This window comes from Faecalibacterium sp. IP-3-29, from assembly GCF_023347335.1.
Lineage (GTDB): Bacteria > Bacillota > Clostridia > Oscillospirales > Ruminococcaceae > Faecalibacterium > Faecalibacterium duncaniae.
This window is the reverse complement of record NZ_CP094471.1, coordinates 1,274,292-1,301,090: the sequence shown is the minus strand read 5'-3', so window position 1 is coordinate 1,301,090 and position 26,799 is coordinate 1,274,292. Positions and strand designations below refer to the sequence as shown.

18 protein-coding genes and 1 tRNA gene are annotated in these 26,799 nt (G+C 57.2%); 2 read left to right on the top strand and 17 right to left on the bottom strand.

Going from position 1 to position 26,799, the window contains the following annotated elements; genetic code table 11:
• Positions 1-11: 11 nt before the first annotated feature.
• The gene (scfA, locus tag MTP40_RS06195) at positions 12-158 is read right to left on the bottom strand and encodes a six-cysteine ranthipeptide SCIFF (RefSeq protein ID WP_015563834.1); all 147 of its coding nucleotides are present in this window, start codon (positions 156-158) and stop codon (positions 12-14) included.
• A 152-nt stretch (positions 159-310) separates the two neighbouring features.
• Complete coding sequence (locus tag MTP40_RS06190) at positions 311-592, bottom strand: DUF2508 family protein (protein ID WP_005932624.1); 282 nt, start codon at positions 590-592, stop codon at positions 311-313.
• Between the two features lie 223 nt (positions 593-815).
• On the opposite strand from MTP40_RS06190, the gene MTP40_RS06185 reads away from it, so the two are divergent.
• A tRNA-Gln gene (locus MTP40_RS06185) sits at positions 816-889 on the top strand.
• Positions 890-993: 104 nt separating this feature from the next.
• On the opposite strand, the gene MTP40_RS06180 is transcribed toward MTP40_RS06185, so the two are convergent.
• The 15 genes from MTP40_RS06180 to MTP40_RS06110 form a co-directional block, all read right to left on the bottom strand.
• Positions 994-3,348: a glycoside hydrolase family 3 protein gene (locus MTP40_RS06180; RefSeq protein WP_249260008.1), complete on the bottom strand. Its 2,355-nt coding sequence runs from the start codon at positions 3,346-3,348 to the stop codon at positions 994-996.
• A gap of 269 nt (positions 3,349-3,617) precedes the next feature.
• Positions 3,618-5,393, bottom strand: a complete 1,776-nt coding sequence (locus MTP40_RS06175; RefSeq protein WP_249260007.1) for a bifunctional metallophosphatase/5'-nucleotidase — start codon at positions 5,391-5,393, stop codon at positions 3,618-3,620.
• 327 nt (positions 5,394-5,720) lie between these two features.
• Positions 5,721-7,493 carry an oleate hydratase gene (locus MTP40_RS06170; RefSeq protein ID WP_156066137.1) on the bottom strand — a complete coding sequence of 591 codons (1,773 nt, stop codon included), beginning with the start codon at positions 7,491-7,493 and terminating at the stop codon, positions 5,721-5,723.
• A gap of 390 nt (positions 7,494-7,883) precedes the next feature.
• On the bottom strand, positions 7,884-10,001 hold the full coding sequence (gene rnr, locus MTP40_RS06165; protein ID WP_156066139.1) for a ribonuclease R: 2,118 nt from the start codon (positions 9,999-10,001) through the stop codon (positions 7,884-7,886).
• A gap of 116 nt (positions 10,002-10,117) precedes the next feature.
• Positions 10,118-10,366: a preprotein translocase subunit SecG gene (gene secG / locus MTP40_RS06160; protein WP_005932601.1), complete on the bottom strand. Its 249-nt coding sequence runs from the start codon at positions 10,364-10,366 to the stop codon at positions 10,118-10,120.
• Positions 10,367-10,465: 99 nt separating this feature from the next.
• Positions 10,466-12,058: a peptidoglycan D,D-transpeptidase FtsI family protein gene (locus MTP40_RS06155; RefSeq protein ID WP_249260006.1), complete on the bottom strand. Its 1,593-nt coding sequence runs from the start codon at positions 12,056-12,058 to the stop codon at positions 10,466-10,468.
• A 53-nt stretch (positions 12,059-12,111) separates the two neighbouring features.
• On the bottom strand, positions 12,112-13,320 hold the full coding sequence (locus tag MTP40_RS06150; protein ID WP_249260005.1) for a hypothetical protein: 1,209 nt from the start codon (positions 13,318-13,320) through the stop codon (positions 12,112-12,114).
• Entirely contained in the window at positions 13,317-14,432 is a 1,116-nt protein-coding gene (locus tag MTP40_RS06145; RefSeq protein ID WP_249260004.1) for a DUF58 domain-containing protein, read from the bottom strand. Before MTP40_RS06145 ends, MTP40_RS06150 begins: the two co-directional genes overlap by 4 nt.
• On the bottom strand, positions 14,429-15,376 hold the full coding sequence (locus tag MTP40_RS06140) for an AAA family ATPase (RefSeq protein WP_098922558.1): 948 nt from the start codon (positions 15,374-15,376) through the stop codon (positions 14,429-14,431). The genes MTP40_RS06145 and MTP40_RS06140 overlap by 4 nt, the downstream gene beginning before the upstream one ends.
• Before the next feature lie 352 nt (positions 15,377-15,728).
• The gene (locus MTP40_RS06135) at positions 15,729-16,883 is read right to left on the bottom strand and encodes a site-specific integrase (RefSeq protein ID WP_249260003.1); all 1,155 of its coding nucleotides are present in this window, start codon (positions 16,881-16,883) and stop codon (positions 15,729-15,731) included.
• 106 nt (positions 16,884-16,989) lie between these two features.
• A complete protein-coding gene (locus MTP40_RS06130) occupies positions 16,990-17,277 on the bottom strand; it encodes an excisionase (protein WP_442900445.1) in 288 nt (95 codons plus the stop codon).
• 212 nt (positions 17,278-17,489) lie between these two features.
• The gene (locus tag MTP40_RS06125; RefSeq protein ID WP_249260088.1) at positions 17,490-18,782 is read right to left on the bottom strand and encodes a virulence-associated E family protein; all 1,293 of its coding nucleotides are present in this window, start codon (positions 18,780-18,782) and stop codon (positions 17,490-17,492) included.
• A 76-nt stretch (positions 18,783-18,858) separates the two neighbouring features.
• Positions 18,859-20,082 (bottom strand): hypothetical protein, encoded by a 1,224-nt coding sequence (locus tag MTP40_RS06120; RefSeq protein WP_249260002.1) that lies wholly within the window; start codon positions 20,080-20,082, stop codon positions 18,859-18,861.
• A gap of 828 nt (positions 20,083-20,910) precedes the next feature.
• Positions 20,911-24,219 (bottom strand): DEAD/DEAH box helicase family protein, encoded by a 3,309-nt coding sequence (locus tag MTP40_RS06115; RefSeq protein ID WP_249260001.1) that lies wholly within the window; start codon positions 24,217-24,219, stop codon positions 20,911-20,913.
• Positions 24,219-26,234, bottom strand: a complete 2,016-nt coding sequence (locus MTP40_RS06110) for an Eco57I restriction-modification methylase domain-containing protein (RefSeq protein ID WP_249260000.1) — start codon at positions 26,232-26,234, stop codon at positions 24,219-24,221. Before MTP40_RS06110 ends, MTP40_RS06115 begins: the two co-directional genes overlap by 1 nt.
• Positions 26,235-26,409: 175 nt before the next feature.
• Here MTP40_RS06110 and MTP40_RS06105 point away from each other — a divergent pair, with 175 nt between their 5' ends.
• Complete coding sequence (locus tag MTP40_RS06105) at positions 26,410-26,712, top strand: helix-turn-helix domain-containing protein (RefSeq protein ID WP_015538063.1); 303 nt, start codon at positions 26,410-26,412, stop codon at positions 26,710-26,712.
• Positions 26,713-26,799 lie beyond the last annotated feature (87 nt).

Sequence of the window (26,799 nt, the reverse complement as noted above, 5' to 3'; positions counted from 1 at the left end):
ATTTGCAGAAATTACTTGTTGCTGTTCTCGCACTTCTGGTTAGCCACGCCGCAGGAAGTCTTGCAGGCAGACTGGCAGGAAGTCTGGCACTCGCCGCAGCCACCGGTCACAACGCTCTTGGTCAGGTCACGAGTAGCGATCGTCTTAATACGTTCCATAATGAAAAACCTCTCTAGCTCCAAATAGTTGATACGCAGAACCACCTGCGCATTGTTATCTTGATATAGGATAGCACGGTTCAGGGATTCTGTCAAGATTTTTGTCGCATCTTCTGTGGGCAGTATTTTGTAAGCTGTACAAAGACGAAGCCTTACCCCACCGGCTGATACTTTTCCAATATTGTATGCAGCCCCAGCTCCCGGGCTTTTCCCAATAAGTACCGGTAGCGGGCCAGAAGGGCCTGCCGCTCATAGATGTGCTGTTCGATGAGGTCGGTGTCCACCTCAAGGTCGAACATCATCTCGTTCCGGTGCAGGCAGAACAGGCACTCTTTCAGTTCCTCCTCCAGCTCCGGGTGGTAGCGCTCGTGTTCGGTGTCCCGCGGGATGCGGGGCGAAAGCAGGGTCTTTTCCTTTTGCGTGGTCTGGGTCATAGCAGTTCCTCCTCTTTGTGCGTCTTTGCTTCTTCTGATTTCCAGTATATGCAAAGAGCATGAGAAGGATGACGGAATCAAGCAGCCCGCAAGAACTCCTGCGAAAGTGCGTCTTTTTTTCGATTTCTGCAAAAAATTTCAAAAAAGCGCTTGACAAAGCGGCGCTTTTTCCGTATAATAGCACACGTTGAGCGGTTCACCCCGCAAGACAGACCCAAGCTGATGGGGATTTGCATAGTGGTAGTGCGGTAGACTCTGACTCTACTTGTGGGAGTTCGATTCTCTCATCCCCAACCAAAAGACATCCGAACTGTTCGGATGTCTTTTTTGTTCTTTGTTCATAGAGAAAGCAAAAGAGCGATACAGCAAACGCTGTATCGCTCTTTTTTCGTTAACGGTAATCAGTAATTCAGACCGAAGCCGCTGCGGTAGTAATTGCCGTCGGCATCGCAGTAGGCGTAGCTGCCGCCCTTGACGTTGGCGAGGATAGCGGGATCGATGTACTGATCCTTATCGTAGCCGGGAACGTCGTTGGGAGAGGCGCAGATCTCACGCACCACACCGTCGATCTCCTGCTCGGTGATGGCAATGACGGCGGGGTCAGAGACCATGGTCAGGCTCAGCTTGCCGGTGGGGGCAAAGTCGCCGCTGATGACATCGACCTGAGCGTTCAGGGCGTTGTTCAGGGCAACGGTGCTGACGGTGTACTGGATGGTCAGTGCATCGCAGTAGGGCTCCAGCTTGTCCAGCAGCCAGGGGTTGCAGACCACGCAGGTGCCAACCACCTTGCCGCCGCGGGCATGGATGGCATCGGCCAGTTCCTTGATCTTCTCCACGTCCTTCAGGGTGACAATGGTGACCTTGCTGCCGGTCTTTTTCTGGCTCTTGTTGCGCTCGCGCTCGTCGGTGACGATCTCGCCCATCTCGATGACGGGCATTGCATACTGGTTGAACACCAGACCGTTGCTGATGGGCCAGACGTGCAGGTAGAGCACATCGGCTTCCTCCGGGGTGGCCACCACGGTGTAGCCCTTCTTCTCAAAGGCTTCCGTCAGGGTCTTGCGCAGAGCGGCATCCTCGTCCGTGTTTCCCAGACCGGCACCCATGGCCTGTGCCATCTGTGCAAAGCCGGAGTCCACACCCTTGAAGGTGACGATGCAGACCTTCTGGCTCTTGGCCAGAGGCAGGAGCTTCTCGTGGTTCTTGACCAGAACAACAGCCTTCTGGTTGGCCTCGTAAGCCTTCTTCTTGGCACCATCGAAGTTATCCACGCGGGCCTGATCGGCCTTGTCGGGGTCAAGGTAGGGGTTATCCACCCGCTTGGTGCGGAACAGGCTCAGCAGACGGTTGTAGCTGGCGCGGTCCAGATCTGCCTTGGGCAGCAGACCATCCTCCACAGCCTTGACGATGTTCTCGGGGTCGGTGTTGCCGCCGATGACATCGGTACCGGCAGAGATGGCCTTGGCGTAGCGCTCAGGCTCGGTGAGGTTCTCCACGCCATAGATCTGAACGGTGGTGATGCCGGAGTCGGAGTTGACATAGCCGTCAAAGCCCATCTTGTTCCGGGCCAGATCGGTGATCAGCTCCTTGCTGTAAGCGCTGGGCACTTCCTCGGTGCTGGTGATCTCGCCCCGATAGGTCTGGGGCACAGCACGGCCATCGGTGGCAATACGGGAGTAGTCCGGCATGATGGAAGAGACCTTGTGGTCAAAGGCGCGCTGGAACGGGGGCAGATGATACTTTTCCATCGAGCCGGGGGTGCGGTAGATGCGCCACTGGCCGATGGGCACATGAGGCTCAAAGCCATTCTCAGAGGGAGCATCGCCGGGGAAGTGCTTGATGGTCAGAACAACAGAGCCTTCGTTCAGGCCGTTGTCGCCATCCTGATAGCCCTTGACCAGAGCCTCGGCAATATCGCTGGTGACATCGGGACGCTCGCCGTAAGTACCGGAGGTACGGGGCCAGCGGGGGTCAGAGGTCACATCGACCTGAGGGCCGTACATGATGTTCAGGCCCTCGGCCTTCATCATCTTGCGGTCGGTCTGGGCCATCTCATAGACCATGTCGGTGTTGCCGTCGCCAATGACAGCCGCGCCGATGCCCAGAGAGTCCGGGTAACCAATGTTGATGGGGTTGGTGTGGAGAGAGTACGGAATGGCCACGCCGCCCTTGCAGGCCTCGTATTCCAGCATCTGGGTGCCGGCGTTGTGGTACAGGGCCACCATGCCGGCCTCGCAGCGCATGTCACCGCGGTAAACACCGGCGGCGATGTGCTTTTCCAGAACATGGCTGTCATCAATGCTGACGGTCATGCCGGGCAGAGGGCCGGGCATGGGCTTTTCACCGGGGTTGTGGTGCTTGTAGATCTTGCCCAGCTCCAGCTTGCCTTCGGCGTTGGTGGCCTCGGCACGGGTGGGCACCACAGGGGTGTTGAACAGGGTGTTCAGCACAAGGCCTGCCTGCTGATCCAGCCGCAGATGCTTGACCATATCCTCAGCGCGCTGCTCAGGGCTCAGCCGCCAATCCTTGTAGGGGGCCAGCTCGCCGCTGTTGTCCAGATCCTTAAAGTACAGGCCGTCCTTGACGATCACGCCGCAGGTGGTCACACCGATGTCGGGGCCGTTGACGTTGTGGAAGATGACCGGCTCAAGATACTGGTCAATGATCTGCTCGCCCTCTTCCAGAGCGTAGGGTGCAGGGATCACGCCGTCCTTGGCCTCTGCCCACTGGTCGGCGCTGGTATACCGTGTCTGCATAATGTTTCTCCTTTGTCTCTGTGCCTGCCACAGCACAGCTGATATATTACTTGCCTGTTTATTATACTTCCAGCGCAGATCGTTCGCAAGCAAACAAATAAAAAAAGTTACAAACTTTGGCGTAGTATACAAGGATGTTCTGCCGGATTTGTGCAACTTTCCCCTATCCTGATCCACAAGCCGGGTTCGCTTCCTGCTGACAATGCTGCATAAAAATAACCCTCTCCGTCAACGCCGCAGGCTTTGACAGAGAGGGTCGTATCCTTAATTTACCAGATCATCTGGATGCGGCCTGCGCCGTACGGGTCCTCGTAGTTGAGCAGGTAGCCGGGGTAATCGGCCAGCGGGCTGTTGGCGCTTGCCAGATGCGGCAGACCGTTGGCATCCACGCCGCCGAACATGGCTGCGTAGCTGGACATGACAAGGTAGTCCTCAGAGACATAGTCCTTGATGAGGGTCGCGCCATCGAACATGGCAAAGCCATCGCCCAGATTGCGCAGGGTGTAGTTCATGCCGGCCAGAGCGTAGGTGGCGTTCGGGTCAAGGGGCTGATAAGTACCGGTGGTCTTGTCGTAGATCTCCACATTGCTGACACGCGGGGTGGCGGCGCTGCCGGTCCAGACATTCTTGTCGTTGGTCTGAACGGTGTTGGGGATCATGGGGTGGATCGTGTACCTGGCACCTGCCACCTGCAGGAAGCCGCCGTTCTCCTTGCCCTCAGCACCGGCAAAGCGGGCACCAAACTCCAGAGCGTCCTGGATCTGCTGGCCGGTCACGGACATCAGGCAGGCCACGTTGCCAAAGGGGCTGACGGTCTTGCAGGTCTTGAAGCTCCAGGGGCCAGCCTCCACATCGGTGCGGATGCCGCCGCCGTTCATAATGGCGATATCACAGTGGAGCTCCTCGATCTCGTTGAAGTAGGTGTAGATGCCGTCGGCCACGAAGTCGCCGAGGTTGGTCTCGCCGGAGCGGATGCGGCGCTTGCCGGTGGCGGGATCGTTGATGTAGAATTTGGTATCGCCCACTGCGATCTCCTCGCCCAGCATATCGTCCACTGCGCTGATCCAGTTGGAGGCGGTGGCGGCCACGGCAGCATCCAGACCCTCGTAGGTGTCGATGAGCTCAGTGGTGATGGTGCCGTCCGCGCCCACGGTCATCTTGCCGATGTTCTTGAAGTAAGAACCGGTCTGGGTCAGGGTGACTGCCTTGCCGGAAGCATCGGTGACCTGCTTGTTGGCCATCACGGTGTGGGAGTGGCCGTCGATGAAAGCGGTAAAGCCGTGGGTGTGTGCAATGACTTCCTCACTGGTCCAGGGAGAGGAGGAGGGGTCAACGCCCAGATGGCCCAGACCGATGATGGTGTCAGCGCCCCAGAACTCAGCCTTGTCGATGGCCTTCTGAACGGCATCGTAGAGCTTCTGGCCATCCTCGCCGCCCAGAATGTCATAGATGTACCTGGTCTGGGCATCGTTCATAAAGTAGGCCGGGGTGGACTTGGTGAAGGTCTCGGGGGTGGTCACGCCCACAAAGGCGATCTTGCGGCCGCCCACAAAGAAGAACTTGACGCTGGGCAGAACGTTGAAGCCGGTGCGCAGATCGACCCAGTTGCAGGAGACATAGGGGAAGTCGGCTTCCTGGATCACAGCCTTGGCACGGTCCATGCCGTAGTCGAACTCATGGTTGCCGGGGGTGGCCAGATCGTAACCGGCCTCGTTCATCAGCTCGATGATGGTAGCGCCGTCATCCATGGAGCCGTAAGCGGTGCCCTGGATATGGTCGCCTGCATCCACCAGCAGCACATCCCGGCCGGTGTCCTCGATGCTCTTTTTCAGGGCAGCAATGGCAGCATAGGTGGGCTTGGGGGACTTGTTGTCGATATAGGTGTGGACATCGTTGGTGTAGAGGATGGTCACATCCGCTTTGTCACCAAAGAAGCAATTGGTCTCCTCCGCAAAGGCGGCGGGTGCACCGACAGAAACTGCGGTCAGTGCCGTGGCAGCACCGGCAGCCTTGATAAAGCTGCGGCGGGTAATGAACTGTTTCACAGGGAAAGACCTCCTTTGATTCAATACGCTCTTTCAGCCCTCTCCGTCAATGCCGTGCAGCGTTGTTTTCCCTTTTGGGGAACTGGCGGGCTTCAGCAAGACCGAGAAGGCTGTTTGTTACCTAAATCTTAACATAGAACCCCAGTTTCCGCAAGGGATTTTTGTAAAATTCGTGTCAAGAAATCCCACAACAGTCATACTGTTTTGGTAAAACATTTGAAAATTCCGAGAAAAAGGGCAAAGCCCCGCATCCCATGGAAAGGGTGCAGGGCTTTGCCGCATTCAGAAAAGAGGGTCAGAGGATCGGGGGACGATTCTCAGACAGCATCAGATGGCATGGTATTCCTTGAGGAACTTCTCAAGGTCGGTGCCCTCGATTTTCTTGAGCACTTCCTTGAGGGCCACCCGCTGGATGAAGGGCAGATCCATATCAGTGATCTTCTTGCCGTCACGCAGTTTGACCGTTGCATCGATCAGGCTGCGGACATCATAGGTGCTGCCCCAGACCTCGGGCACGCCGCGGTCGATGTTGAGCAGGGTGTAAACCGCTTCCATGCCGGTGCGCATGGAGTACTCGGTGGTGAAAATGGTGTCACGGCCGGTCTCGGCAAACTGGCCCAGGAAGGCGAAGTTGACAGCGCCCTGGGGCACGATGTCGGGGCGGTCGCCGAAGGCACGGGGCATGAAGAAGGCATCGATATAGGGCATCATCACAGGCACGGTGTTGGCGCTGTGCTCAGCCAGCTCGGCAATGTCCTCCTCGGGCACGCCGATGTGGTACAGCCACTCCATGCAGATCTCGCGGCCGGTGCAGTCGCGCATGGGCTTCTTGACGTAATCGCCGGGCTTGTCGCTGAACAGGCCGTAGACCCAGACGCAGAGCTGGTTCTTGGGCTGGTCACGGAACTGCTGCTGGCGGTTCAGGGTCCAGCTGAGCAGCCAGCTGGAATCCTTGACCGTGACGATGCCGCCGGTGACGGTGTGGCCGCTGAAGGGGTCACGCTTGCAGATCTTCTTGATATACTGGGGGATCTTGTCGTCCAGGGTGGTGATGGTGGCGCTTTCCCAGTTGGACAGCTCCGGCTGAGAGCAGAACTTTTCGGGATGGCCGAAGGAGGGATCCTGTGCAGCGATCTTCTTCCACAGATCCCAGCCGTTGCCCGGCCTGATGGTGGGATCAAAGCCTGCGGCCTTGTCCTGAGAGCCGATGGTGCAGCTCTCCACGCAGCCGCCGTTGGTGATGAAGAGCAGGTCGTTCTCGGTGAGGTCGATGGTCCTGCTCTCACCCTTGTGATCCACGGTCACGCTGCTGGCCTGCTTTTTGCCGCCCTCGATCCGGAACTGGACATCGGTGACCTTGGTCTCGTACTGGAAGTCCACGCCGTGATCCTTCAGGTAGGTGACCATGGGCAGGATGATGGACTCGTACTGGTTGTAGCGGGTAAAGCGCAGGGCGGTGAAATCGGGCAGACCGCCGATGTGGTGGATATAGCGCTTGAGGTAAAGCTTCATCTCCAGCGCGCTGTGCCAGTTCTCAAAGGCGAACATGGTGCGCCAGTACATCCAGAAGTTGGAGGAGAACACCTCATCGTCGAAGATATCGGTGATCTTTTTGTCCTGCAGCTGCTCATCCGGGGTGAAGAAGAGCTTCATGATCTCCATGGCACCCTGATCGGAGATGGCGAACTTGCCGTCGGTGTGGGCATCCTGGCCGCGGTTGACGGTGGCACGGCAGAGGGACTTGTTGGGGTCCTCCTTGTTCAGCCAGTAATACTCGTCCAGCACGCTGGCTCCCTCGGTCTCCAGCGAGGGGATGGAGCGGAGCAGATCCCACATGACTTCGAAATGGTTGTCCATCTCACGGCCGCCGCGCATGACATAGCCGATATCGTACTTGTAGCCGTCGCAGGCACCGCCGGGCAGCGGGTCCTTCTCAAACACATGGATGTGGTCGCCCTGCATCTGGCCGTCACGGACCAGGTAGCAGGCGGCAGTCAGGGCCGCCAGACCGGAGCCGATGAGGTAAGCAGATTTATTGTCAACGCCCTCAGGCTTTTTGGGGTGTGCAAATGCTTCGTAGTTGCCACTGGAATAATACATACTGGGAACCTCCTGTAAATCGTATTGGGAAGACCGCGTTCATGGTTCTGTGTCGTCTTCCCTTTCGTTGTGCCTAGTATACCCCAGTGGTTTTTTCAGAACAACAAACAAATCCTGAACAGTGTATAAAATTTATACAAAACACAACCATTGTCGGAAATATGGCGAAACTGTGTATAACCCCCCAGTCACCTGCGGTGACAGCCCCCGCTAATAGGGGGGCCTTTGGCATTGCATAAAGCTTTGCAAGTCCCCCTTTCCGCACAGACTGCACCATTATGCCAAGGGCTCCCCTACTAGGGGAGCTGGCGCAAAGCGCCTGAGGGGTTTAGTCCAACAAAAAAAGCGCTCACCCTCCAGGGAAGGTGAACGCTTGCGTTTCTTTATCAGTTATTTTGTTTCGGGTGCCACCTCAAAATCGACCTTGCCAAGGTTGATATCGGCGCGGACGATGGTGATCATCATGCTGTCGCCCAGGCTCCAGGTCTTGCCGGAGGCGGGGTCAGAAAGGCGGATGCCCTCGGTGAGGGTGGTGCCGGTGGCGGTCAGGCTGGAAGCAGGCACAAAGCCCTCCACGCCGTTCTCCAGCTCCACGAAGATGCCGCGCTGGGTCACGCCGGAGATGATGCCCTCGTAGCACTCACCCAGATGGCGGCGGGCGTACTCGGCCTTGTAGTAATCCTCGGCCTTGCGCTCGATCTGAACGGCCAGCACTTCCCGCTCGCTGGACTGCTTGGAGGCCTTCTCCGCGAAATCGGTGTAGCGGACGATCATGGTCTCCTTGTCGGTGCCGCTGAGCAGGTCGGTCATCATGCGGTGGATGGCCAGATCCGGGTAGCGGCGGATGGGGCTGGTGAAGTGGGCGTAATCCTTGAGCACCAGACCATAGTGGCCCTTGGGCTTTTCCTCATAGCAGGCCTTGGACATGCAGCGGAGCATTCCGGTGTTGACGATCTGCTCAAACGGGGTGCCGCGCACACCTTCCAGAATGGCGCTCAGCTCCTTGGGGGTGGGCACTTCCTTGGCAAAGTGGTCGTTGATGCCGCAGGCCTGCAGCAGGCTGTGCAGGCGCTCCAGCTTCTCGCCGTTGGGCTCCTCGTGGACACGGTAGACAAAGGGGATCTGCTTGACCCGGGCAAAGTGGGCGGCGCACTGGTTGGCCAGCAGCATGAACTCCTCGATCATGGCCTCGCTCTCGCCGGAGGTGCGCTTTTTCACATCGATGCAGTGGCCGTTCTCATCCAGAATGAGCTTGACTTCCCCGCTCTCGAAATCGATGCAGCCGCGCTCCTTGCGCAGGCGGGCGCGGTGGGCGTACAGCTCCTTCATGGCGGGCAGCTGATCCAGCACCTCGGCGTACTTGGCCTGCGTCTCGGCATCGGCAGTGCCGGCCAGCAGGGCGTTGATCTCAGAATACACGCCCTTGACCCGGCTGCAGATGATGGACTTGACGAACTTGTAGTCGGTCAGGTTGCCGTCCTGATCCAGACGCATCAGGCAGGAGAACGCCAGGCGCAGCTCCTTCTCGTTCAGGGAGCAGATGCCGTTGGAAAGGCTCTTGGGCAGCATGGGCACGACCTGATCCGCATAGTAGACCGAAGTGGCGCGGTTGAAGGCTTCCTCGTTCAGCTCACTGCCGGGCTTGACGTAGTGGGAGACATCGGCGATGTGAACGCCCAGCTCATAGCCGCCACCGGGGAGCCGGGTCAGGCTGACGGCATCGTCGATATCCTTGGTCTCGGCGCTGTCGATGGTGAAGATGGGCAGAGCGCGCAGATCCATGCGGCCCTTGCAGTCCTCCTCAGACACGGTCATGTCCTCGAACTTCTTGGCCTCGTCCCGCACCTTCTCGGGGAAACGGGTGTGGATGTCCTTGGCATAGAGCAGGGCCTTGGCGCAGCGCTTGGCCTCCTCGCAGCTGCCAAAGCGCATGGAAACGCCCACGCGGTGATCCTCCTGCCGGGTCCCGCGCTGCAGGATCTCCACAGCCACCTTGTCGCCGTCCTTCGCGCCGCCCTCGCAGTCGCGCTGGATGGTCATGGAGATGGCCGGGCAGTCATCGGGCACGAACTTCAGGCGGCCCTCGATGCGGCGGACAGTGCCCACCATGTCGTTCTTCTGCTCGAGCACGGCAAGGATCTCGCCCTCATCGCTGCCCTCCACCCGGGGGTGGGCAAACTTTTCCACCAGAACGGAGTCGCCGGGCATGGCACCGCGGGTGAAGCGGCCCGGGATGAAGATATCGCCGGATTCATCCTCCAGCATCACAAAGGCAAAGTTCTTGCCCAACTTGACCACCTTGCAGAGCAGGGCCTTTTCGGCACGGCCGGAGCGGGCAGTGAAGAACACGCCGGACTTCTGGCAGACCACAGCGTCGTGCACCAGCTCGTCCAGAGCCTCCATCACCTTGCGGTCAGCGGAACGGTCGCCGCCGAACTTTGCCTTGAGGTCCTTGACCATGCAGGGCTGGTTCTGGATGGCATGTTCAATTTTATCGCGTAATGACATATTTTTCTCCTTAACACTTTTCCGGCATTCTCCAACGGAACCCGGACGACATCTTTCCCACTAAAGGTTGCAGACAGAAAAACAGCCCCGCCTTACACGGGGCTGTACACGGGTGCTCAGGCCAGACGGCTGGCGAACACACAGGCCAGGATAGCCACCACAAAGAACACGATGCCTGCAATGCGGGTCACCTTGGCCAGCATCTGATCCGCAGGGGTCAGGCGTGCATTGTTGGCACCGCCCACACCACCGTTGATGGCACCGGCCAGACCCTGACCGTGGGTGTGCTGCATCAGGGTGAGGAGGATGATGACGGCCGAGACGACCAGCAGGATGGCACCGCCGACGATTTCAATGACAGACATGGATGGAACGCTCCTTTTATCTTTAGTTTCATAGAGACTGCATACAAATACAAGTGTATGATAGCACAAAAACCCGGGAAATGCAAGAAAAACCGTGGGCTACGGGGCCAGAATTTCCAGCCCTGCCGCCACCCGGGCAAAGATGGCCGCGCTGGAAAAGGCAGGCTCGGCCTGCGTGTCCTGCAGCACCACGATGGTATAGCGGGGCTGCTCTGCCGGGACAAAACCCGCAAACCAGTAATTTTTCAGCTCTGTGCCGCTGGAAAACTGACCGGTCTGGGCCGTGCCGGTCTTGCCTGCCGCGGTCTGGCCGGGCAGGGCGGCCTCATGGCCGGTGCCCCCGGCCACCACACCCGCCAACAGGGCCTGCAGGGCGGCGGCGGTGCGCTTTGTGAGCACCCGCCTGCTCCGGACATGGGAAAGCGCCGTGAGGGGTGTGCCGGTGGTCTCGTCCAGAGTGGTCTCCAGCAGCAGCGGGGTGCGGCAGATCCCCCCGCAGGCAATGGTGTTCATCATGGCGGCGACCTGCAGGGGGGATGCCAGCAGCTCCCCCTGCCCGAAGCAGAAATTGGCGTAGGCCCCGCTGGACGCAAGAGCCTCCCGCTCCGGCAGGACCCCCGCCGCCGTGTGCAGGGCATCGGTGAGCGGGATCGCCTGCCCGAAGCCCAGCTGCTCTGCCATGGCGCGGACGGCATCGGCCCCCAGCGCCTGCCCCAGCCGGATGAAGTAGCCGTTGCAGCTCTTTTCCAGCGCGCCGGCCAGATCCACCTCGCCATGGGGGATGCCGCCCGCACAGCGGAAGATCCGGCCATCCACCGCGCACCAGCCGGGGCAGGTGTAGACAAAGCCGCTCTCCCCTGCCTCCAGCGCCGCTGCCGCCACCACCGGCTTGAACACCGAGCCCACGGCATAGCACTGGAACGCCCGTTCCAGCAGGGGGCTGTCCGGGGCGTTCAGGCTGGCCGAAATGTTCTCCGGGTCATAGCCGGGGCGGCTGACGCAGGCCCGCACCTTGGCGTTGGCGGTGTCCAGCACCAGGATGCAGCCGCTCTGCATCGTCTCGTTGGCCACAGCTTCGGCGGTCTGCTGGATCTCCCGGCAAAGGGTCAGCTGCACCCCCACGGCCCCGCTGTCGGCGGGGATGAGGGCAGGCTCGGCCCGCAGCTTTCCCTGGGCGTTGACGGTGCAGAGCAGGGTATCCCCCGCCCCGCTGCCGGTGAGCAGTTCGTCAAAGGCGGCTTCCAGCCCGGCAGCACCATGGCCCTCGCCATCGAGATACCCCAGCAGCTGCACTGCCAGCGGGGCGGCAGAGCTTCGCCGTGCCGCTGGCCAGCAGGAAACGCCCAGCGCGGAAACATCCCGGTCCACTTCCAACAGAAACGGGGATGCGGCGTTCCGCTTCTGGTAGAGCGTCGCCTGCCCGGCGGCATCGGTGTAGGCGAACAGGCGGGCATAGCTGCCTTCGCCTGGCACGCAGAGGGCCATCCAGCGGGTGGTCTGCCCCGTGAGGAGCTGGCCCCTGTGATCATAAAAATTGCCCCGCCGGGCGGGCAGGTGGAGGGTGACCACGCTCTGCGCCGCCGCCCGGACCCCGTAGGCCGTGTCGGAGCAGAGCCAGTACAGGCGGCAGACCACCGCCGCAAAGCAGAACAGCAAGGCCCCATACAGGGCCAGCACCCGTTTGCCGGACATGAAAACGCCCCCTCTCCCGCTTAGGATGGGCAGGAAAGGGGGCATTGATGCGTTCAGGAGCAGATTTTTCGGACGAGCTCAGCGGCGCGGGCGGCATCCTCGGCCGTGGCGGTGCCATTGTAGCGGGCTTTGAGGTAGATCTGGCGCAGCTCGGCCTCGGCGGCAAAGTCCATACCGAAAGCGCGGCCGGTCAGGTCAAGGCTGGTATCGCCCCGCAGGATGGTCACGCCGTGGCGCTGGCAGTGGTCCAGATAGATGGCATACTCCCGCCGCACCTTGTCCACCGGGCTGAGGAAGAGCCCGGGCCAGCGGCGGGTACGCTTATGGGTGCTACGCCGCACAGTGGTGTCCGTGCAGGCAGTGTCCGTGTGCCGGAACTTCTGGCGCAGGAAATGCCGCACCGCCAGCACCGCACAGAGGACCGCCAGCAGGATACCGAGCACGGTCAGCATCAACATCCCGTCGATGAGCGGTTCTGCGTCCTCGGCGGCTTTTTGGGCGTTGGCGATGACCTCATCGGTAGAAACGATCTCGGTGCGCTCCAACGGTTTGGGCGGAAAGAGGGTGAAGAGCCAGTGGATAAACTGCAGGATGCCGTGGAACAGCCAAGTCACACCCTGCACCACAATGTTGTTCAAAAACAGCTGCAGCACCGGCACGATCCCGTCAAAGTAAACGGCAGACGCAGCCTCCTTTGCACCGGCAACCACAACACTGCGGCTGAGCAGGAACGGCCCTGCGCACACCGCCGCCAGCACGCCGCCGGAAAGCAGCAGATAGCCCGGCCGGGTGGAGATCTCCGGGTCCTGCCGGGTGGTGCGGTTGAACCCCACCAGAAGCACCGCTGCCGCCGTTGCAAAGGGCAGGGCCGCCGAAAGCACCGCGTTGGCGTTCCACAGCAACATTGCCACTGCAAAGAAGGGCCATACCCGGCAGAGCCAGCGCAGGCGCTCGGCCTGCCGCATCGGCGAAAGGGTAAAATCGCCGGTGTAGGCCAGCAGCACCGGATAGACTGCCGCCGGGAAATAGCAGAACTTGTCCGCCCCTGTAGGCAGGAGGAGCAGCGCCGCCGCGCTCGGGGCCGCAAGAGTGGTGCGGAGGGGGCGGCTGCCCTCAAAGCAGGAGGCCAGACCAAAGCAGAGGGCAGGCCAGACCAGCACCAGCGGCATGGGTGTCCCACCGAAGCTGGCGGCAAAAAAGCCCGCAAAGGCATAGTAAAAGCTCAGATCACCTGCCAGGCGCAGGGCATGTAAGAACATCATGCGCCCGCCTCCCCTGTCTGGACCGTCTCTACGGCCATTTCCGGAGTGAGCACCAGCAGCGGAATGCCAGGCAGGGGCCGCACGGCAGCACGCACAGCTTCTTCCGGCTCCGTTGTCACCACGATGCAGCCGACCTGCTCCTGCGGGTGGTAGTATTCGGCGCAGAACCGCGCACAGGAAAGGGCGGTCTGTCCGGTGGCGCGGCCCAGAATTTCCAACACCCTGCGGTAGTGTTCGGGGCCGTAGCCCTGCGGGGTTTCCAGCGGCTTTCTCCACTCCTCACCGGAGAGAGCCGCATTGAGCAGCAGATCAAAGGCAGCGTTTGCCGCAAAGCGGTAGGACACCGCCTTTTCTTCCAGCCTCCGGCAGATTGTGCGGGCCATGGAGTAGCAGAGCTCCGCTGGTTCCGGGTGGTCGTAATCCTTGGTATCCGCATGGACTAGCACCACTGCCCGGGGCTCAGTGGTGTAATCCCACTTTTTGACCATAAGCCCCTGCCCCCGGACGCTCTGCTTCCAGGCGATGGAACGCATGGGGTCACCGCTGGTGTAGGGACGGTAACCCGCCGTGAGAATAGGATCCTCGTAGAGATAGCGGTTCACCGAAAGCTCGCCCAGAAAACCGCCCAGCATCTCTTCCAGTTCCGGCAGAGTGCACTCCCTGGGTGGAACAATGAGCTCGTGGAAGCCCCGCTCGGTGCGGGACTGTTCCACAAGACCCAGAAAGTCGCCGCCGATGACCTGCATCGGTTCCAGCACATAGCGGCCCCGGCGTTCCAGCCTGAGAGCGGTGGAGAAATCTGCCTCCTGCCCCGGGCGCAGCCAGGTGGTGAACCGCACCGTGTGGCCCCAACCTGTCTGATCCTGCGTAATGTGATGCTCCGCGCAGGGAAGAAACTCCTTGTTCAGGTGGAGCTTTGCCGCCAGGAACATCTTCCAACGGGGGCCGCTGTTCCGGACAACGAGGTGGATCACGGCGGGCTCCCCGGCTTCCACAAGATGATCCTCCACTTCCAGCCGCCCCTGCACATCGTCAAGGCTGTGGACTGTGCTGTAACGCTCCAGCCCAAGGGCTGTGGCCACCAATAGCAGCGCGAAGATGACGGCGCTCATTCCGCACTCTCCAGCGGCACAGTGATCTCGGCCAACAGCTTGCGCATCCGCAGAGCGGCGGCTTCGGCGTTCATGCTGCTGCCCAGAGAAATGCGGTGAGAAAGCACCGCCGGGGCCAGCCCTTTGATGTCCTCGGGGATGACGTATTCCCTGCCCTGCAAGGAGGCATACGCCTGCGCAGCCTGATAGAGCGCCAGCGCACCGCGGGTAGATACGCCGCTGACAAAGCCGCTCTGTGTGCGGGTGGCTTCCACGATGTCCATAAGGTAGTGCTTGACCTCCTCGGAGACCTTGACCTCCCGGTAAGCCGTGCGGACGTATGCGGTCTCCTCGGGAGTGACGACGGCCTGCAGCTCGTTCAGCACGGTCTGGGCCGAGGGGCGGGAGAGCACCTCCAGCTCCTGCTCCCGGGTCATATAGCCCAGCGACAGCCGCATGAAAAAACGGTCCATTTGGGCATCTGGCAACGGGAAGGTGCCAAAGGATTCCAGCGGATTCTGGGTGGCCAGCACCATAAAGGGCTCAGCCAGGCGGCTGGTCACGCCGTCCACGGTAATCTGCCTTTCCTCCATGGCTTCCAGCAGGGCCGACTGGGTACGGGGCGTGGCACGGTTGATCTCGTCCGCCAGCACAAAGTTGGTGAAGAGCGGGCCGGGCCGGAACTCGAACTCACCGGACTTCTGGTTGTAGAAATTGATGCCGGTCAGATCGGAGGGCAGCAGGTCGGGTGTGAACTGCACCCGTTTGAAGCCCCCGCCCACCGTGCGCGCAAATGCACGCAGGAGCATGGTTTTGCCGGTGCCGGGCTTATCCTCCAGCAATACATGGCCTCCGCAGAGGAAGCTGACCAGAATTTTCTCGGTAGCATCCTCCTTGCCCACAATGACGCGGGCACAGTTGGACACAACTTTTTCGCGGTAGGCGGTAAAAGCGGCAGTGTTCATTGGTGTTTCCTTTCCCAAAAACAATTTTTCTAAGTGTACTCTTGTTTGGAAAGGGTGTCAACAAAAAAGAAGGCAGAGCCTCCCGGGTGGGAAGTTCTGCCTTCTGCGGCGTATTGAATTGGTATGGGGAGCCGGTGCGGCTTAGTACATGCCGCCCTTCCAAACCACACTTTTGGAGCCGAATCACGAATATCGGGAAACGTAGACTTTTGTAGAATTATCAAGGCCACAAGCCGATTTTTCCAGATTCTCCGTTTTTGCATGATCCACGCTTTTCTACGCAAATCTACGCCACTTACCGGGTGATTGGCGTAAGTTTTGGCGTAAGCAATTCCGCTTCATACGTCGAAAATCACAGGTTGCCGGCGATTTGTTCAAAGGCCCTTTCAACCGATTCAAAGCTGCTGTGCGTGTAGACATCCAGCGTCACACTGGCATTGGAGTGTCCCATCAGGTATTGCAGGCTCTTCACATCCAACCCGGCCTGCTGAACATTGGTGCAGAAGGTGTGTCGCAGCACGTGAGGTGTAATGCGCGGAACAGGTTTGCCGTATGCCTTCTCAAACTTTCCCTGCACGCCACGCATATAGTTTTCCAAGTGCATTGCCACCTTCGGCATTCCGGACTTGTCCAGAAAGAGAAATCCGCTGCAACCATCTACCAGCGCTTCCACTTTCGTGGACGCTCTGGCTTTTACTACACGCCGCAACGCTGCACAAACGGTATCTGTCATGGGAACATTGCGGATACCGCTTTTTGTTTTCGGCGGTGTGACAAAATAGGGCTTTTCAGCCGTCCGACAAAGCTGCCGCCGGACATGGATACAGTGCCGTTCAAAGTCGATATCTGCTCGTGTCAGGCCATACAACTCACTCACACGCAAGCCGGTTCCCATAAGAATGACGATATCATCATAATAGTTGCCGCCATAGTCTTGAACGAATTGCAGATATTTCTCCTGCTGCTCTCTGGTCAGGGCATTGCGCACATAAGCGTCCTTCGGCACAACGTCCGACAGCTTGAACTTGAACGGATTCTTGCGGATAATGTCATCCTCTACCGCCATCTCAAACGCCGGTCTGACAACGCTTTGCAGGATTCCTATGGTGTTTTGCTTGAAACCGCTGTCATGCAGAAACACGAACCAGCCTTTCGCATCGGACAATTTTACCGTTTTGATGGCTTTTTGCCCGAAAGGGTCAGCATGAATCCGCTTGACCGCTGTGTTGTACGACCGAAGTGAATTGGGTTTCAACCCACGTTTCAGGTTCATATAGCGGTCAACCAGATCAGCCACTGTCATCTCCCCGGCGATGTAGTCGATCCCGTCTGCCAGATCGCGCCACAGTTCTTCCTCTTTTTTCCGCAGCTCTGTCAGGGATTTAGCGTAAATACAACGCCGTTTCTTGTGGATATCGGTATAACGATAGTCGTAGGTGCCGTTTGCTCTCTGGCTTTCGCCATCCTTCAAAACACGGCCCTTGCTATCTTTGCGCTTTTCAGACATTTAGAAACTCCTTTCTGTGAAAAGCGCATATAGGGGTTAATTTTAGTATACCATACCGACCATGCGATTTCCACCGATATCGAATAGAAAAGACGTTGCATCATTCTCAAATAGAATACGCCTGCTCGATAAAGCAATCAAACAGACGGCGCTTGATCAAACGCTTGTTGCCCACCCAAAGGACAAATTTGCACTTATCCTCGTTGGTGATCTCACGCAGTTTATTGATGCCAATGCCGGAATAAGCCGCAGCTTCTTCCAGCGTCAGATTGCTCTTTTCCCAGATCGGAACTTGTCGGGACTTGGTCCCTCCATCTTGCTGATGCAAGACCATTTCATCGCTTAAAGTCCCCACCGGGGACTTCATTGCTTTGCAAACGCGAACTTCCTTCATAGGCAGACCTCCAATTCCTTGTAACCGAACGCCTGTAACCAGGCAGGAAAACTCTCTTTTTCTGTACGCAGGACATTCGGTGGACTTTATACTTTTTCTTATCTTTTTAAGGTTACATGGTTACAGAAAGCGAAAAACGCAGCAATCATGCGGTTTTTGCGCTGTAACTGCAGCGTAACCAAACCTGTAACTGACCGTGTAACCGCTGTCCATCAGAAGGGAAATCCCAGTTGCTGGGCTTCCGCATCCGTTATTTCGGAGAAATCTTCAGCCCCGGTTTCGGGGCTGGTTACGCGCTCCCAGCCTTTCTGAACACCGTACTTCGGGTAACGCTTGGCGGTCTTGTGCGCCTGCCAGCCTTGGATATCGCCGCGCGAAATGCCGGTGTTCATGATCTCGCAGATAGCGCGGGTCTCCCACTCTGCCGGGATATTGGTGTTGCCCAGTGCTTCCGCATAGAGCTGCTTGGAACACACCCGGTCACCCGTATAGTCCTCCAGAAATGCGTAGATCATGCCCGCCTGTGCATCCTCCTGCATAAAGTCCTGCTGATGGGCTTGCAGCGTTTCCTGCATGGCGGGGCTGAACGCCAGCTTGTAGTTGCCGCTGTTGTAAATCGTCATGGCTTCTGCCCAAAGCTGGTCGATATAGGCACGGGAATCCTCCTCGTTGTCCAAAATGTGGGTCTCAGCCAGTTCCGCATCCACCGGAACAGGGATGAAGCGGCGGTTGCCTGTGCGGTCACGGGGCAAAAAATCCTGCCGATTGGTCGTACCGGCAAAGACGCACTGGCGCAGACGGTCGGCAGGATGGGTCTCGTAGGGAACTTTATAGGTTTCCTTCTGCTTGCTGAGAAAACTCTTGATCTCCTCGATGCTCTTGGCATTGGCGGTGGCGATCATCTCCGACATTTCGATGATCCAGTGACCTTGCAGCTTGCGGTACACGTTGTCATCATCCAGCCGCCGCAAGTCATCCGAGAACCACTCATCCTTGACCGCTAGCAGCCGGAAGAAGGTGGACTTTCCTGCACCTTGCCCGCCCACCAGACAGAGCATGGTTTCAAATTTACATCCCGGCTGGAACACCCGCTTGATGGCTCCCAGCAGGAATATCTTCATAGCTTCGCAAGTGTACTCGTCCTCCGCAGCACCGAGAAAATGGTACAGGACATGGGGAATCCGTTCAGTCCCATCCCATTTTAGGCTGTTCAGGTAATCTCGGATGGGATGGTAGCGGTTCTCGTTTGCAACAATACGGATAGCAGATTCGATTTTCTTTTCGCTGGAGATGCCGTATTTCTCCATCCGGCGCAGAATATACTTCATGTCGGTATCGTTCAGCGTCTTGCCAGAGCGGGGCCAACCTACAGGCTTTACGATGTCGATGCGCTCGCTCAACAGGTTCAGCCGGATGGCATCAGCCAGCACATGGTCGTTCTGCAGAATCGTGATGCAGTTTTGGATCGTCCGCTGGATCTCGCCGTTGGAGTGCTTGGTCAGCATTTCTTTTACGTCCGCAACGGTTCTGGGAGTACGTTCTTCGTCGACTTCTTTGTTCAATAAACATCACCTCGTACTATTATTGAAAACGACTTTTCGAGTTTTCCGCAAGATGCGGTTCTCCGGGCTTCCGCTGTGCCTGTTCTGCCTGCAAGCGATTCAGCAGTTGCAGAACGGAATCCCGTGCTTTCTCCTTGACCTGTTCTTTGCCTTTCTGCCGGACTTCCGGTCTCAGGAGCTTTTCCTGCAGACGTGCAGCGGTGGTCTGCATGGTCTTGAGAAACTTGTCCAACACGGTATCCAGATGCTTGGCGGTGTACTCCCGTGTAGCCTGTGGTGCTTTGCGCTCTGGGGACAGTACCCACCTTTTCGTATCCTCGATCATCCGCATATCTTCCTTGCGGGTTTCGGTGCGTACCACGTCCGTCACGACCTCCACCGCCTTGTCGTAGGCCGCAGCCGAAACATCTTCCAGCAAGGTCTCCATATCCGAAACTTTCAGGGTCAATTCGTCCAGTTTGCTCTGCTGGATGGCAAGCTGTTCCTTCTGCTTGGCAAGAATGAAATCCTGCTTTTCCAGATATTTGCGGTTGCCGTACTCCGCTTCTTCCTCCAATTCCAGCCCGTGCCGCTTGGCGATTTCAAACAGCATCTTCCGACAGGCGGCATCAAAGGTGATTTTGCGGGTGTTGCGGCGGCTGAGGGGCTTGTCCGGGTCAGGCAGCTCGAAGCCCAGTGCTTCCAATGCCTTTTCCTGATGGGGTGCCACCTCGCCGTATTTGTTCTCGCAGTCGAACACATGGCGTTCGTGGATGTGGGGTGTGCTTTCGTCCAGATGCAGCGCCCAGTCTAGTACATGAACGTGTTCGCCATACTTGACCTTGAACTCCTCAATGAACTCTGTGACGATGTTCATCAAGTCCTCTGCGGAGGCGTGTTCGTCCAGCGTACCCATCTGGTAGATGGTCTCCTCCGGGCAGGTCTTGCGGCTGGACAGTAGGTCGGGAATGCTGCGGTTTCGTTCCGTGTGCCGAATTTTGGCGTTGCGCTCGTTCTGCTTTTCGATGAACTCCGAATAGCTGCTCTCGTAAAATTGTCGTTCTACCTCCGAGAAGGTCGCGGCCAGATCGTCCGGGTCTTGCGGATCGAGAGCCGAACGGAAGCCGTGGAAGCAGTCCCAGTAGATGTTGCCTTTGGCTCGTTCCGGGTCGATATGCGCACTGTTGGCAAGGTCGAAACTCCGGTCATTGTGCTTGGGGTTGTAGGTGCCGTGGGTTCCGGCTCGTCCATTGTGTCGTGTCAATTTCAGATAGACATCCCTCTTTTCCTATATTTTTTTGTACGGTCACTCGTGCGATCAAATCACAGGAGTGATACAATTCTTCTAAGCAACGGGTCTCGCATTTCAAGACCGTGTCTTGAAATCTTCTCTCGGAATCGAGAGGTAGTCCTTTCAGAAAAGGATTTATGTGGTTGTCATACTGCAAAGAAAGTGACCTATCGCTCCTTCCCTCAGTGGGAGATCATGGCGTTTGTCGCTTTCCGCTTAGAAGAGTTTGCTTTCGCTCTGCAAGAAAAGTATAACAGAGAAACTTGGAATCGAACAGGAACTGAGAGTTCCTAATTTTCGGTGAAAGTAGGAAGCATCGTTCCCATTTCTTGTTGCATCGCTATTCTTTCTTTGCGGGGAATCATTAAGATGCTGCATCTCTGTAATTATCATAGCACCTGAAATTGCAAAAGTCGTGGGCTTCGTAGGCCTATTATTGGCCCCCTAAGTGAACCTGTTTTGATTACTTTTCCCCGATTTTGGTATAAAGTTTAGCGGAGGCTTCTTTCATTTCAACAGCTTGCCGGGAGAGTGCGCAGCAGCGGAGCTGCTGGATCTGCCGCCATTTTGCGCCAGATAATACCCAGTAGGATATGACGCACAGCATCATATCACTGGGGCAAAGGACTGCGTCCTCTGCACTCCTGCACCGGGCAAGCTGTCCTGGAATGGGCAGCTCGTCCGGCTCCGATGTAACGAGAATTGACAAATTCGTCTGTTTTCGTAATCGTATAGCACAAAAAAGCGGCCATCTGCACCCATGCAGACAGCCGCCTTTGGTTTTATGCCGTATTCTATTGGTCAATCTCTGAAGATCTTATCCAGTGCCCTTTCCATGGTGCCCGCCTTGGCAAATTCCATCGTATCGGCCTGACGGATATGGTGGGCGGTGATGCCGTGACCCTTTGCAAAACCCAGAATGTAGCTGATGGCAATGCGGTAGATGATCTCAGTAGGCGCAAGCCCATAGACCTGTTTGGCAAAGATATGTTCCAGCCGGGCGTTATCGTCCGGGAAGGCTTGCCGCATCTTCTCGCTGCGGTAAAGGCGCTTGACGATTTCCGTAATGTACAGGCCGGACTTCATGTAGGGGTCCAGAAAGGTCTTGCCGGGGTCATCGAAGCAGCCGGGGTTTTCCTGTTCCAGCAGGTCCACCATCTTTTTCACCACCCATTTGGGGGTGAAGATCTGGTTGGTCTTCTGGGGCGGGATGTAATCGAAGATATCCTCGGTACGGCTCTCGTCAAAGTAATCTGCCAGCTTGACCTTCAGGTTCAGAAATTCCTTCACCGAATCGTCAAACACCACCGGGTCGAACAGGTGGCCTGCAAAGTGCTCCTCCTGTCCGGTAGTCTGGTTGATGTACGGTCCGCCGTCCCGCAAAAAGCGGAACTGTTCCAACGTGATGCTGGTGACCTCCTGAAAGACCTTGTCCGGGATGATTTGGTCAAAATTTGCCAGCGTCACAGTCTCGTCGCCGTAGGCCATGAGGAAGGACGGGATGGTGCGGGAAAAGCCCCGGAGATGGTCACGGACGGTGTCCTCGTAGCCCTTTTTCTCCTGCTCTTTCTGGTTGGTCTCCACGGTGCGCACGATGGTCTGCTGCATTTCCTGCGCCGTCTGCTGGATGGTGGATTGCAAGGTCTCCATCAGGGCGGCGGTGCTCTGCTGCTGCTTTGCGTCAAACTCCCGGTTCACCTGCTGGCGCTGCTGGACAGTGGTGCAGTTCTGTAACTGCTGGGTGCGCTGGGTCTCCAGCTGGCTCTGGTCGATGCGGTAGTTGTCCACCACCTTGTTCACCGCCGCGTCCATTTTTGCCTTGGCGGCGCTCTCAAACCGCTTCTGGTCGGACAGCTTCAAATCCCGCCCATACTCCTGCTTTGCCTGCTCCACCATAGGAGCGATGATCTCCTTGGTGATGCTCTTTTTCAGGGGTTCCAGATGCTCTTCTTTGGCAGGAGCCGGGGCATCGGTCAGGTCTTGCAGGGCGGTGTCCAGTGCCGGGGTGCTTTCGTAGATCTTTGCCCCGAATACATCCGCCGCCTTTCCGATGACGTAGCCCTCGTCCAAATCCACCTCGCCCTTGTCGTTCAGGGAGAGGTCTGCGCCGGTCTCCGGGGTGATCTGGATGGGCTTTGCCTTGGCTTCGCTGATAGGCTGGAAGTTTTGCAAAATGTCCAGCACCTCCTGCGGCGCACTGAACACGTTGGAAATATTCTGGAACAGGAAGTTGCTCTGGAAGCCCATCCGCACCACTTCCTTGGATTTGATCTTCCGGGGGATGCTGAGGACTTTTTCTGCATCCAGCGGGATCATCTCTCCTTCCTCGTCCTCGCCGATGACCGGGAAGAAGTTGAGCAGATTCTGGATGTGTGCCTTGCGCTCCTCGGTGTCGCCTTTGCCGCTGGCGGTGTCCTGAGAAAGGTCGTTGGCGAACTGCTCGTAGATCAGCAGGGTGCGGGCGGGGTCAAAATCGAACACATAGGCGTTCTCTTTGCGGCGGAAGGTGCCGTTTTCGTGGAAAAGACAGGGGTTCTGGGCACGGAACGCCGCCTGCATATACAGCGCCGGGCTTTTCAGGTTGGAGAGCATCAGCACCGCCGACCACTCCGGGATGGTGACACCGGTGGTCAGCTGCCCCACCGACAGGGTAATGGTCTTTTCGTGATGGGCGATGGCGGCTTTTACCCGGTCAAAACTCTTCTGGTTCTCGTCCGTGTCATCCAGCTTGCCGTCACCTGCAGCAAGGATCACCTCATAGTCCCGGAACACCGGGTGCGCCTGCAGCTTTTTCGCCAGCGCTCTGGCACTGTCCACCCGGTTCAGCAGCCAGAAGGTGTGCTTCAGCTCGGCACGCAGCTCCGGGGTGGAAAACGGAAATTTGTTCTGGGTGGTCATGGCATCCAGAAAGCGGTCCACCTCGGCCTCATGCTCAAAGCCGCCATTGGGCTTTACCTTAAAGAACTCGTTCAGATCAAAGGCAAATTCCTGCGTTTCGCCGTCGATCTCCACGCCCTGCTGAATTTCGTCCCGGATGATCTCGGACATCTGGTAGGTGTAGAGGTTGAGCATGGGGAGGTTTGCGTAGGGGTTCTGCTGCCCCGGTGCGCCCTGCCAGTTCCGCTTGGCGGCCTGCTCGTCGGCGTAGGTCCAGTTGAAGATAGCATCCCCGGCAAACTTGTCGTTCGCCAGCGCCTTGAAAGGCGTGCCGGACAGGTGCAGCGTAAACTTGCGGCGGATGCGGTCAAAGGCAAGGTCGGTCTTGTAGGTGTCCACGCCCTCGTGGGCTTCGTCAATGACCAGCACATCCCAGTTCAGCTCGGTCAGGTGGCGCAGCTTGTCGTACTCGCCGCCGAAATATTTCGAGCCTTTCATATCCTGCAAGCTGACGAACTCAATGCGCTTATACAGTTTCTCGCCCTGTGCGGCGGCATCCAGATAGCCTTGCTCGTCCAGCACATGGGGCTGCCCGGCAAGGGCATCCACATGGCTGACGAACAGATAGCCGGACTCCCTGCCCAGAAAGCGCACATAATCGCTGTACCAGCTATTGGCGATGGCTGGACGGTTGGTAACGATAAGCACTGTCTGTGCATCGACCTGTTTGCAGAAATCGTAGACGGAGAGGGTCTTGCCAAAGCGGGGCTTGGCGTTCCAGAGGTATTCCCCGCCGGGGTGGCTCTGGTAATAGATTTTGGTGTCGTGGACAGCCCTTTCCTGTTCTTCCCGCAGGGTGTAGGCGATGGCGGCATCCAGCTGCACGCGCCCCCGGTTCATGCGGAAATCCTGAAAATACCGCCGGGACTGCTGCCCATCCAGATGGAACCACTCGTTTTTGCGGTCGTTCTCCACGTTCAGCTTGCGGAGGTAGGCGTGGAAATCGTGGTCGGTGAACACCTCGCCGCTGCCGTCATCGTAGACGGCATTGCCCCGCCACTCCTCGTGAAACAGCACATCGGCGGTGTGGGTCTGCTGTTTCAGGCGCTTGTCCACCGACTGCTCGGTGTAGCCAATCTTCGTCCAGCCGTTGTGCCGGGCAATTTCCGGGGTGGTATAGGCGTAGATCATGGGCACCACCTGCCGGGCAGTGCGCAGGGTTATGCCAGCCATTATGCCATCTCCTTTACATGAGTCTCGATAAATTCGATCTCGTCCGCGGTCAGGTCATACTTGCGGTAAAGCTGCCGGTCAATTTCCGCCACCGACTTGCTCCAATCAATGTCGGAATGGGCGTTAAAGTCCTGAAGGGGAACGTATTTCCATTTGTCTGGTGTAATATCTTGTGTAGTTTTCAAAACACCTAATAATGCCCGTGCAAATTTTGTTTTTATGTATTTTAATGCTGCATCCATCTCATACTCGGAGTCTAGGATACCAATGCTCAGAAATGTCTCAGTTGAACCAACTCCGGGTGTTGCCGTGATTGGTGACGATATTACTTCTCCAAACGCACCTATTCCATTTGCTTTCGGAATAAACAGCTTGAATTTATCAAGGTTTTTCACCTTGTTGACATAATCCCTTCTCACATACTTATATGCACGTTCATTGTTTGTTCGTCCTAATATTCGAATATAATCGTTTCCATCTGCTGGCTTCGCATCAAAAAATATTTGTGGCAATCGGTCAAATATATTTGTTGCCATATCGTAAGCATGACCCTTGCTCAACTGACCGATTGCTTCTGGATGATCCTCGTGCATTTTGTCGGTCAATCTATATGCTGTTCTCGTCACCACAATATTGCTTAACGAAATAAAATCAGCCGTTTCTGTGATCTTACGGAGAATCGCATTCAGTTTTGCATATTTAGTAAACACTCCGATTGCTCCAAAATCCGAACAGCTATCCCTATATGAAACAACCACTCCTCCTTTAATGTCAGTATTCGGGAAAATCGAGCTTGCATCAGCTTCATAGTGCAAAACCTTAAAGTGCGGGTCACTCAGCATCTTCTCATTCCATGCCTTCGGCGTAGAACCAGCATTGAACAGAAAGCGTGCCGGATGTATCATCTCTACTTTTTCTGCAATCTCATAAGACGCATCCAGAAATTTGTTATATACCGGCGGTGCAAAGCCTTTGTTATCGCCAAGAGTTTCATCCTGATACGGCGGGTTTCCGATGACATAATCAAACTTCATGCTGGTACTCCCTTCCTGAATGGTTTCAAAGTTCTGGGCGGTTCCATGGCTGCCCTTGCGCCAGTTTTTCACTTTACAGGATACCGTGGGCGGCTGCGGCTCTGCCGCCCCGAACATGGAAAAGAGGTCGAGCTGTTCTGCCTCCGGCTGAGGCTTGCCGCCGGGCACAGAGAGGTGCAGGCCGTCCATTTGCCACAGGTTCCAGGTGATGATGGTGGCGATAGGCTGTAACTCTTCTTTTGTGGGTTTGCGCTGCCACCGGGCTTGCAAGTGCTCTGCATAGGTCAGCAGAAGGTTGACCCGTGCCAGCAAAAGATTATCTCCCTGATACTCATAGCCGTAGGTAGACTGCACCGCATGGGTGGCATATTTGCGCCATTCGTCCTCTGTGGCGGCGTTCTCGCTTACCACACGCAGCTTGCGGTCCAGAATGCCAATGCGCCGGGCTACCGGGATCATCTCGCCTGTGGCGGCATCGTACCGGAACGCCAGAAAGGGGGCTTCGCCGCAGGTCACCTCCAAGCGGCGGCTCTGCACATACCGCACCCATGCCGGGGTCCTGCCCCCGCAAACCGGGAACTGCACCGGCGTTTCCACCGTCTGCCAGCCTTGGGGCAGCTCCACCGTAAACTGCCCGGCGGTCTCTCCTGCCCCCAGCCCACGGAACCAGTCGGCGTCCAGTGCGTTGTTCATCTTGTTGCAGACCCATGCGGGGCTGAACACCTCGCCTTTTTTGCGGGTGCGCTGCTGCTGGGTATCGGTCTGCTTCATCATCCGGGGCAGCACCACCTCGTAGTGGGTCAGCCCGAGCTGCTGGGTGGTGATCTGCGATCTATCCGTCACCGGCTCGTACATCACCGTTTGCAGTTCTTCCGGCGGGTCGGTGGCCCAGATGATGTTTTTACCGGTGGATTTATCTTTTAGTAGTGTCTCCAGCACCGCCTGCACTTCCGGTGCGTGAAAATCGATCAGTTGTTCCAACGGGGATTCCCTCGCTTTGCCTTAGCGTTGCGGCGGAAGTAGTATTTTTGTACTAGTTCCGCCTTATACTAGCATTATAACTACTTGTTTGCATCGTGTCCAGCATTTTAAGTGCGTCTTTCGTCAAAAACTAGTAGAATTCCCTATACTAGTAACAGGAAAGGTGGTATTGATAATGCTTGGAGAGCGACTGGCAGAGATCCGAAAGAACTACCATGACACCCAAAAGAGCCTTGCGGATAAGCTAGGGCTTACCGTTTGGGCTGTCAGCGCTTGGGAGCAGGGGCGCAATTCGCCGCCCAGCGATGTGCTGCTTGCCATCTGCAAGCTCTACGGCACCTCCGCCGACTACCTGCTGGGCTTGACCGACATCGACCCATCGGACGAAGCCCGCAAACAGCGCCAGCGCCTGACCGAAGAAGAACAGAACGAGATGCACCGCTACGAAGAATATTTGCTCTGGAAACGCAAAAAATAAGCCGCCCAGCGAGACCGCAAGGTCGCTGGGCGGCTGTTGTTGTATGTTCTTTGCATCATATCTATTATGTTTTTTAACAGTAAAATT

Bases quoted from the DNA above. Each gene is read 5' to 3' on its own strand.
- scfA (WP_015563834.1), bottom strand. From the start codon at position 158: ATGGAACGTATTAAGACGATCGCTACTCGTGACCTGACCAAGAGCGTT.
- MTP40_RS06190 (WP_005932624.1), bottom strand. From the start codon at position 592: ATGACCCAGACCACGCAAAAGGAAAAGACCCTGCTTTCGCCCCGCATC.
- MTP40_RS06180 (WP_249260008.1), bottom strand. From the start codon at position 3,348: ATGCAGACACGGTATACCAGCGCCGACCAGTGGGCAGAGGCCAAGGAC.
- MTP40_RS06170 (WP_156066137.1), bottom strand. From the start codon at position 7,493: ATGTATTATTCCAGTGGCAACTACGAAGCATTTGCACACCCCAAAAAG.
- rnr (WP_156066139.1), bottom strand. From the start codon at position 10,001: ATGTCATTACGCGATAAAATTGAACATGCCATCCAGAACCAGCCCTGC.
- secG (WP_005932601.1), bottom strand. From the start codon at position 10,366: ATGTCTGTCATTGAAATCGTCGGCGGTGCCATCCTGCTGGTCGTCTCG.
- MTP40_RS06155 (WP_249260006.1), bottom strand. From the start codon at position 12,058: ATGTCCGGCAAACGGGTGCTGGCCCTGTATGGGGCCTTGCTGTTCTGC.
- MTP40_RS06150 (WP_249260005.1), bottom strand. From the start codon at position 13,320: ATGATGTTCTTACATGCCCTGCGCCTGGCAGGTGATCTGAGCTTTTAC.
- MTP40_RS06145 (WP_249260004.1), bottom strand. From the start codon at position 14,432: ATGAGCGCCGTCATCTTCGCGCTGCTATTGGTGGCCACAGCCCTTGGG.
- MTP40_RS06140 (WP_098922558.1), bottom strand. From the start codon at position 15,376: ATGAACACTGCCGCTTTTACCGCCTACCGCGAAAAAGTTGTGTCCAAC.
- MTP40_RS06135 (WP_249260003.1), bottom strand. From the start codon at position 16,883: ATGTCTGAAAAGCGCAAAGATAGCAAGGGCCGTGTTTTGAAGGATGGC.
- MTP40_RS06130 (WP_442900445.1), bottom strand. From the start codon at position 17,277: ATGAAGGAAGTTCGCGTTTGCAAAGCAATGAAGTCCCCGGTGGGGACT.
- MTP40_RS06125 (WP_249260088.1), bottom strand. From the start codon at position 18,782: ATGCTGACCAAGCACTCCAACGGCGAGATCCAGCGGACGATCCAAAAC.
- MTP40_RS06115 (WP_249260001.1), bottom strand. From the start codon at position 24,219: ATGGCTGGCATAACCCTGCGCACTGCCCGGCAGGTGGTGCCCATGATC.
- MTP40_RS06105 (WP_015538063.1), top strand. From the start codon at position 26,410: ATGCTTGGAGAGCGACTGGCAGAGATCCGAAAGAACTACCATGACACC.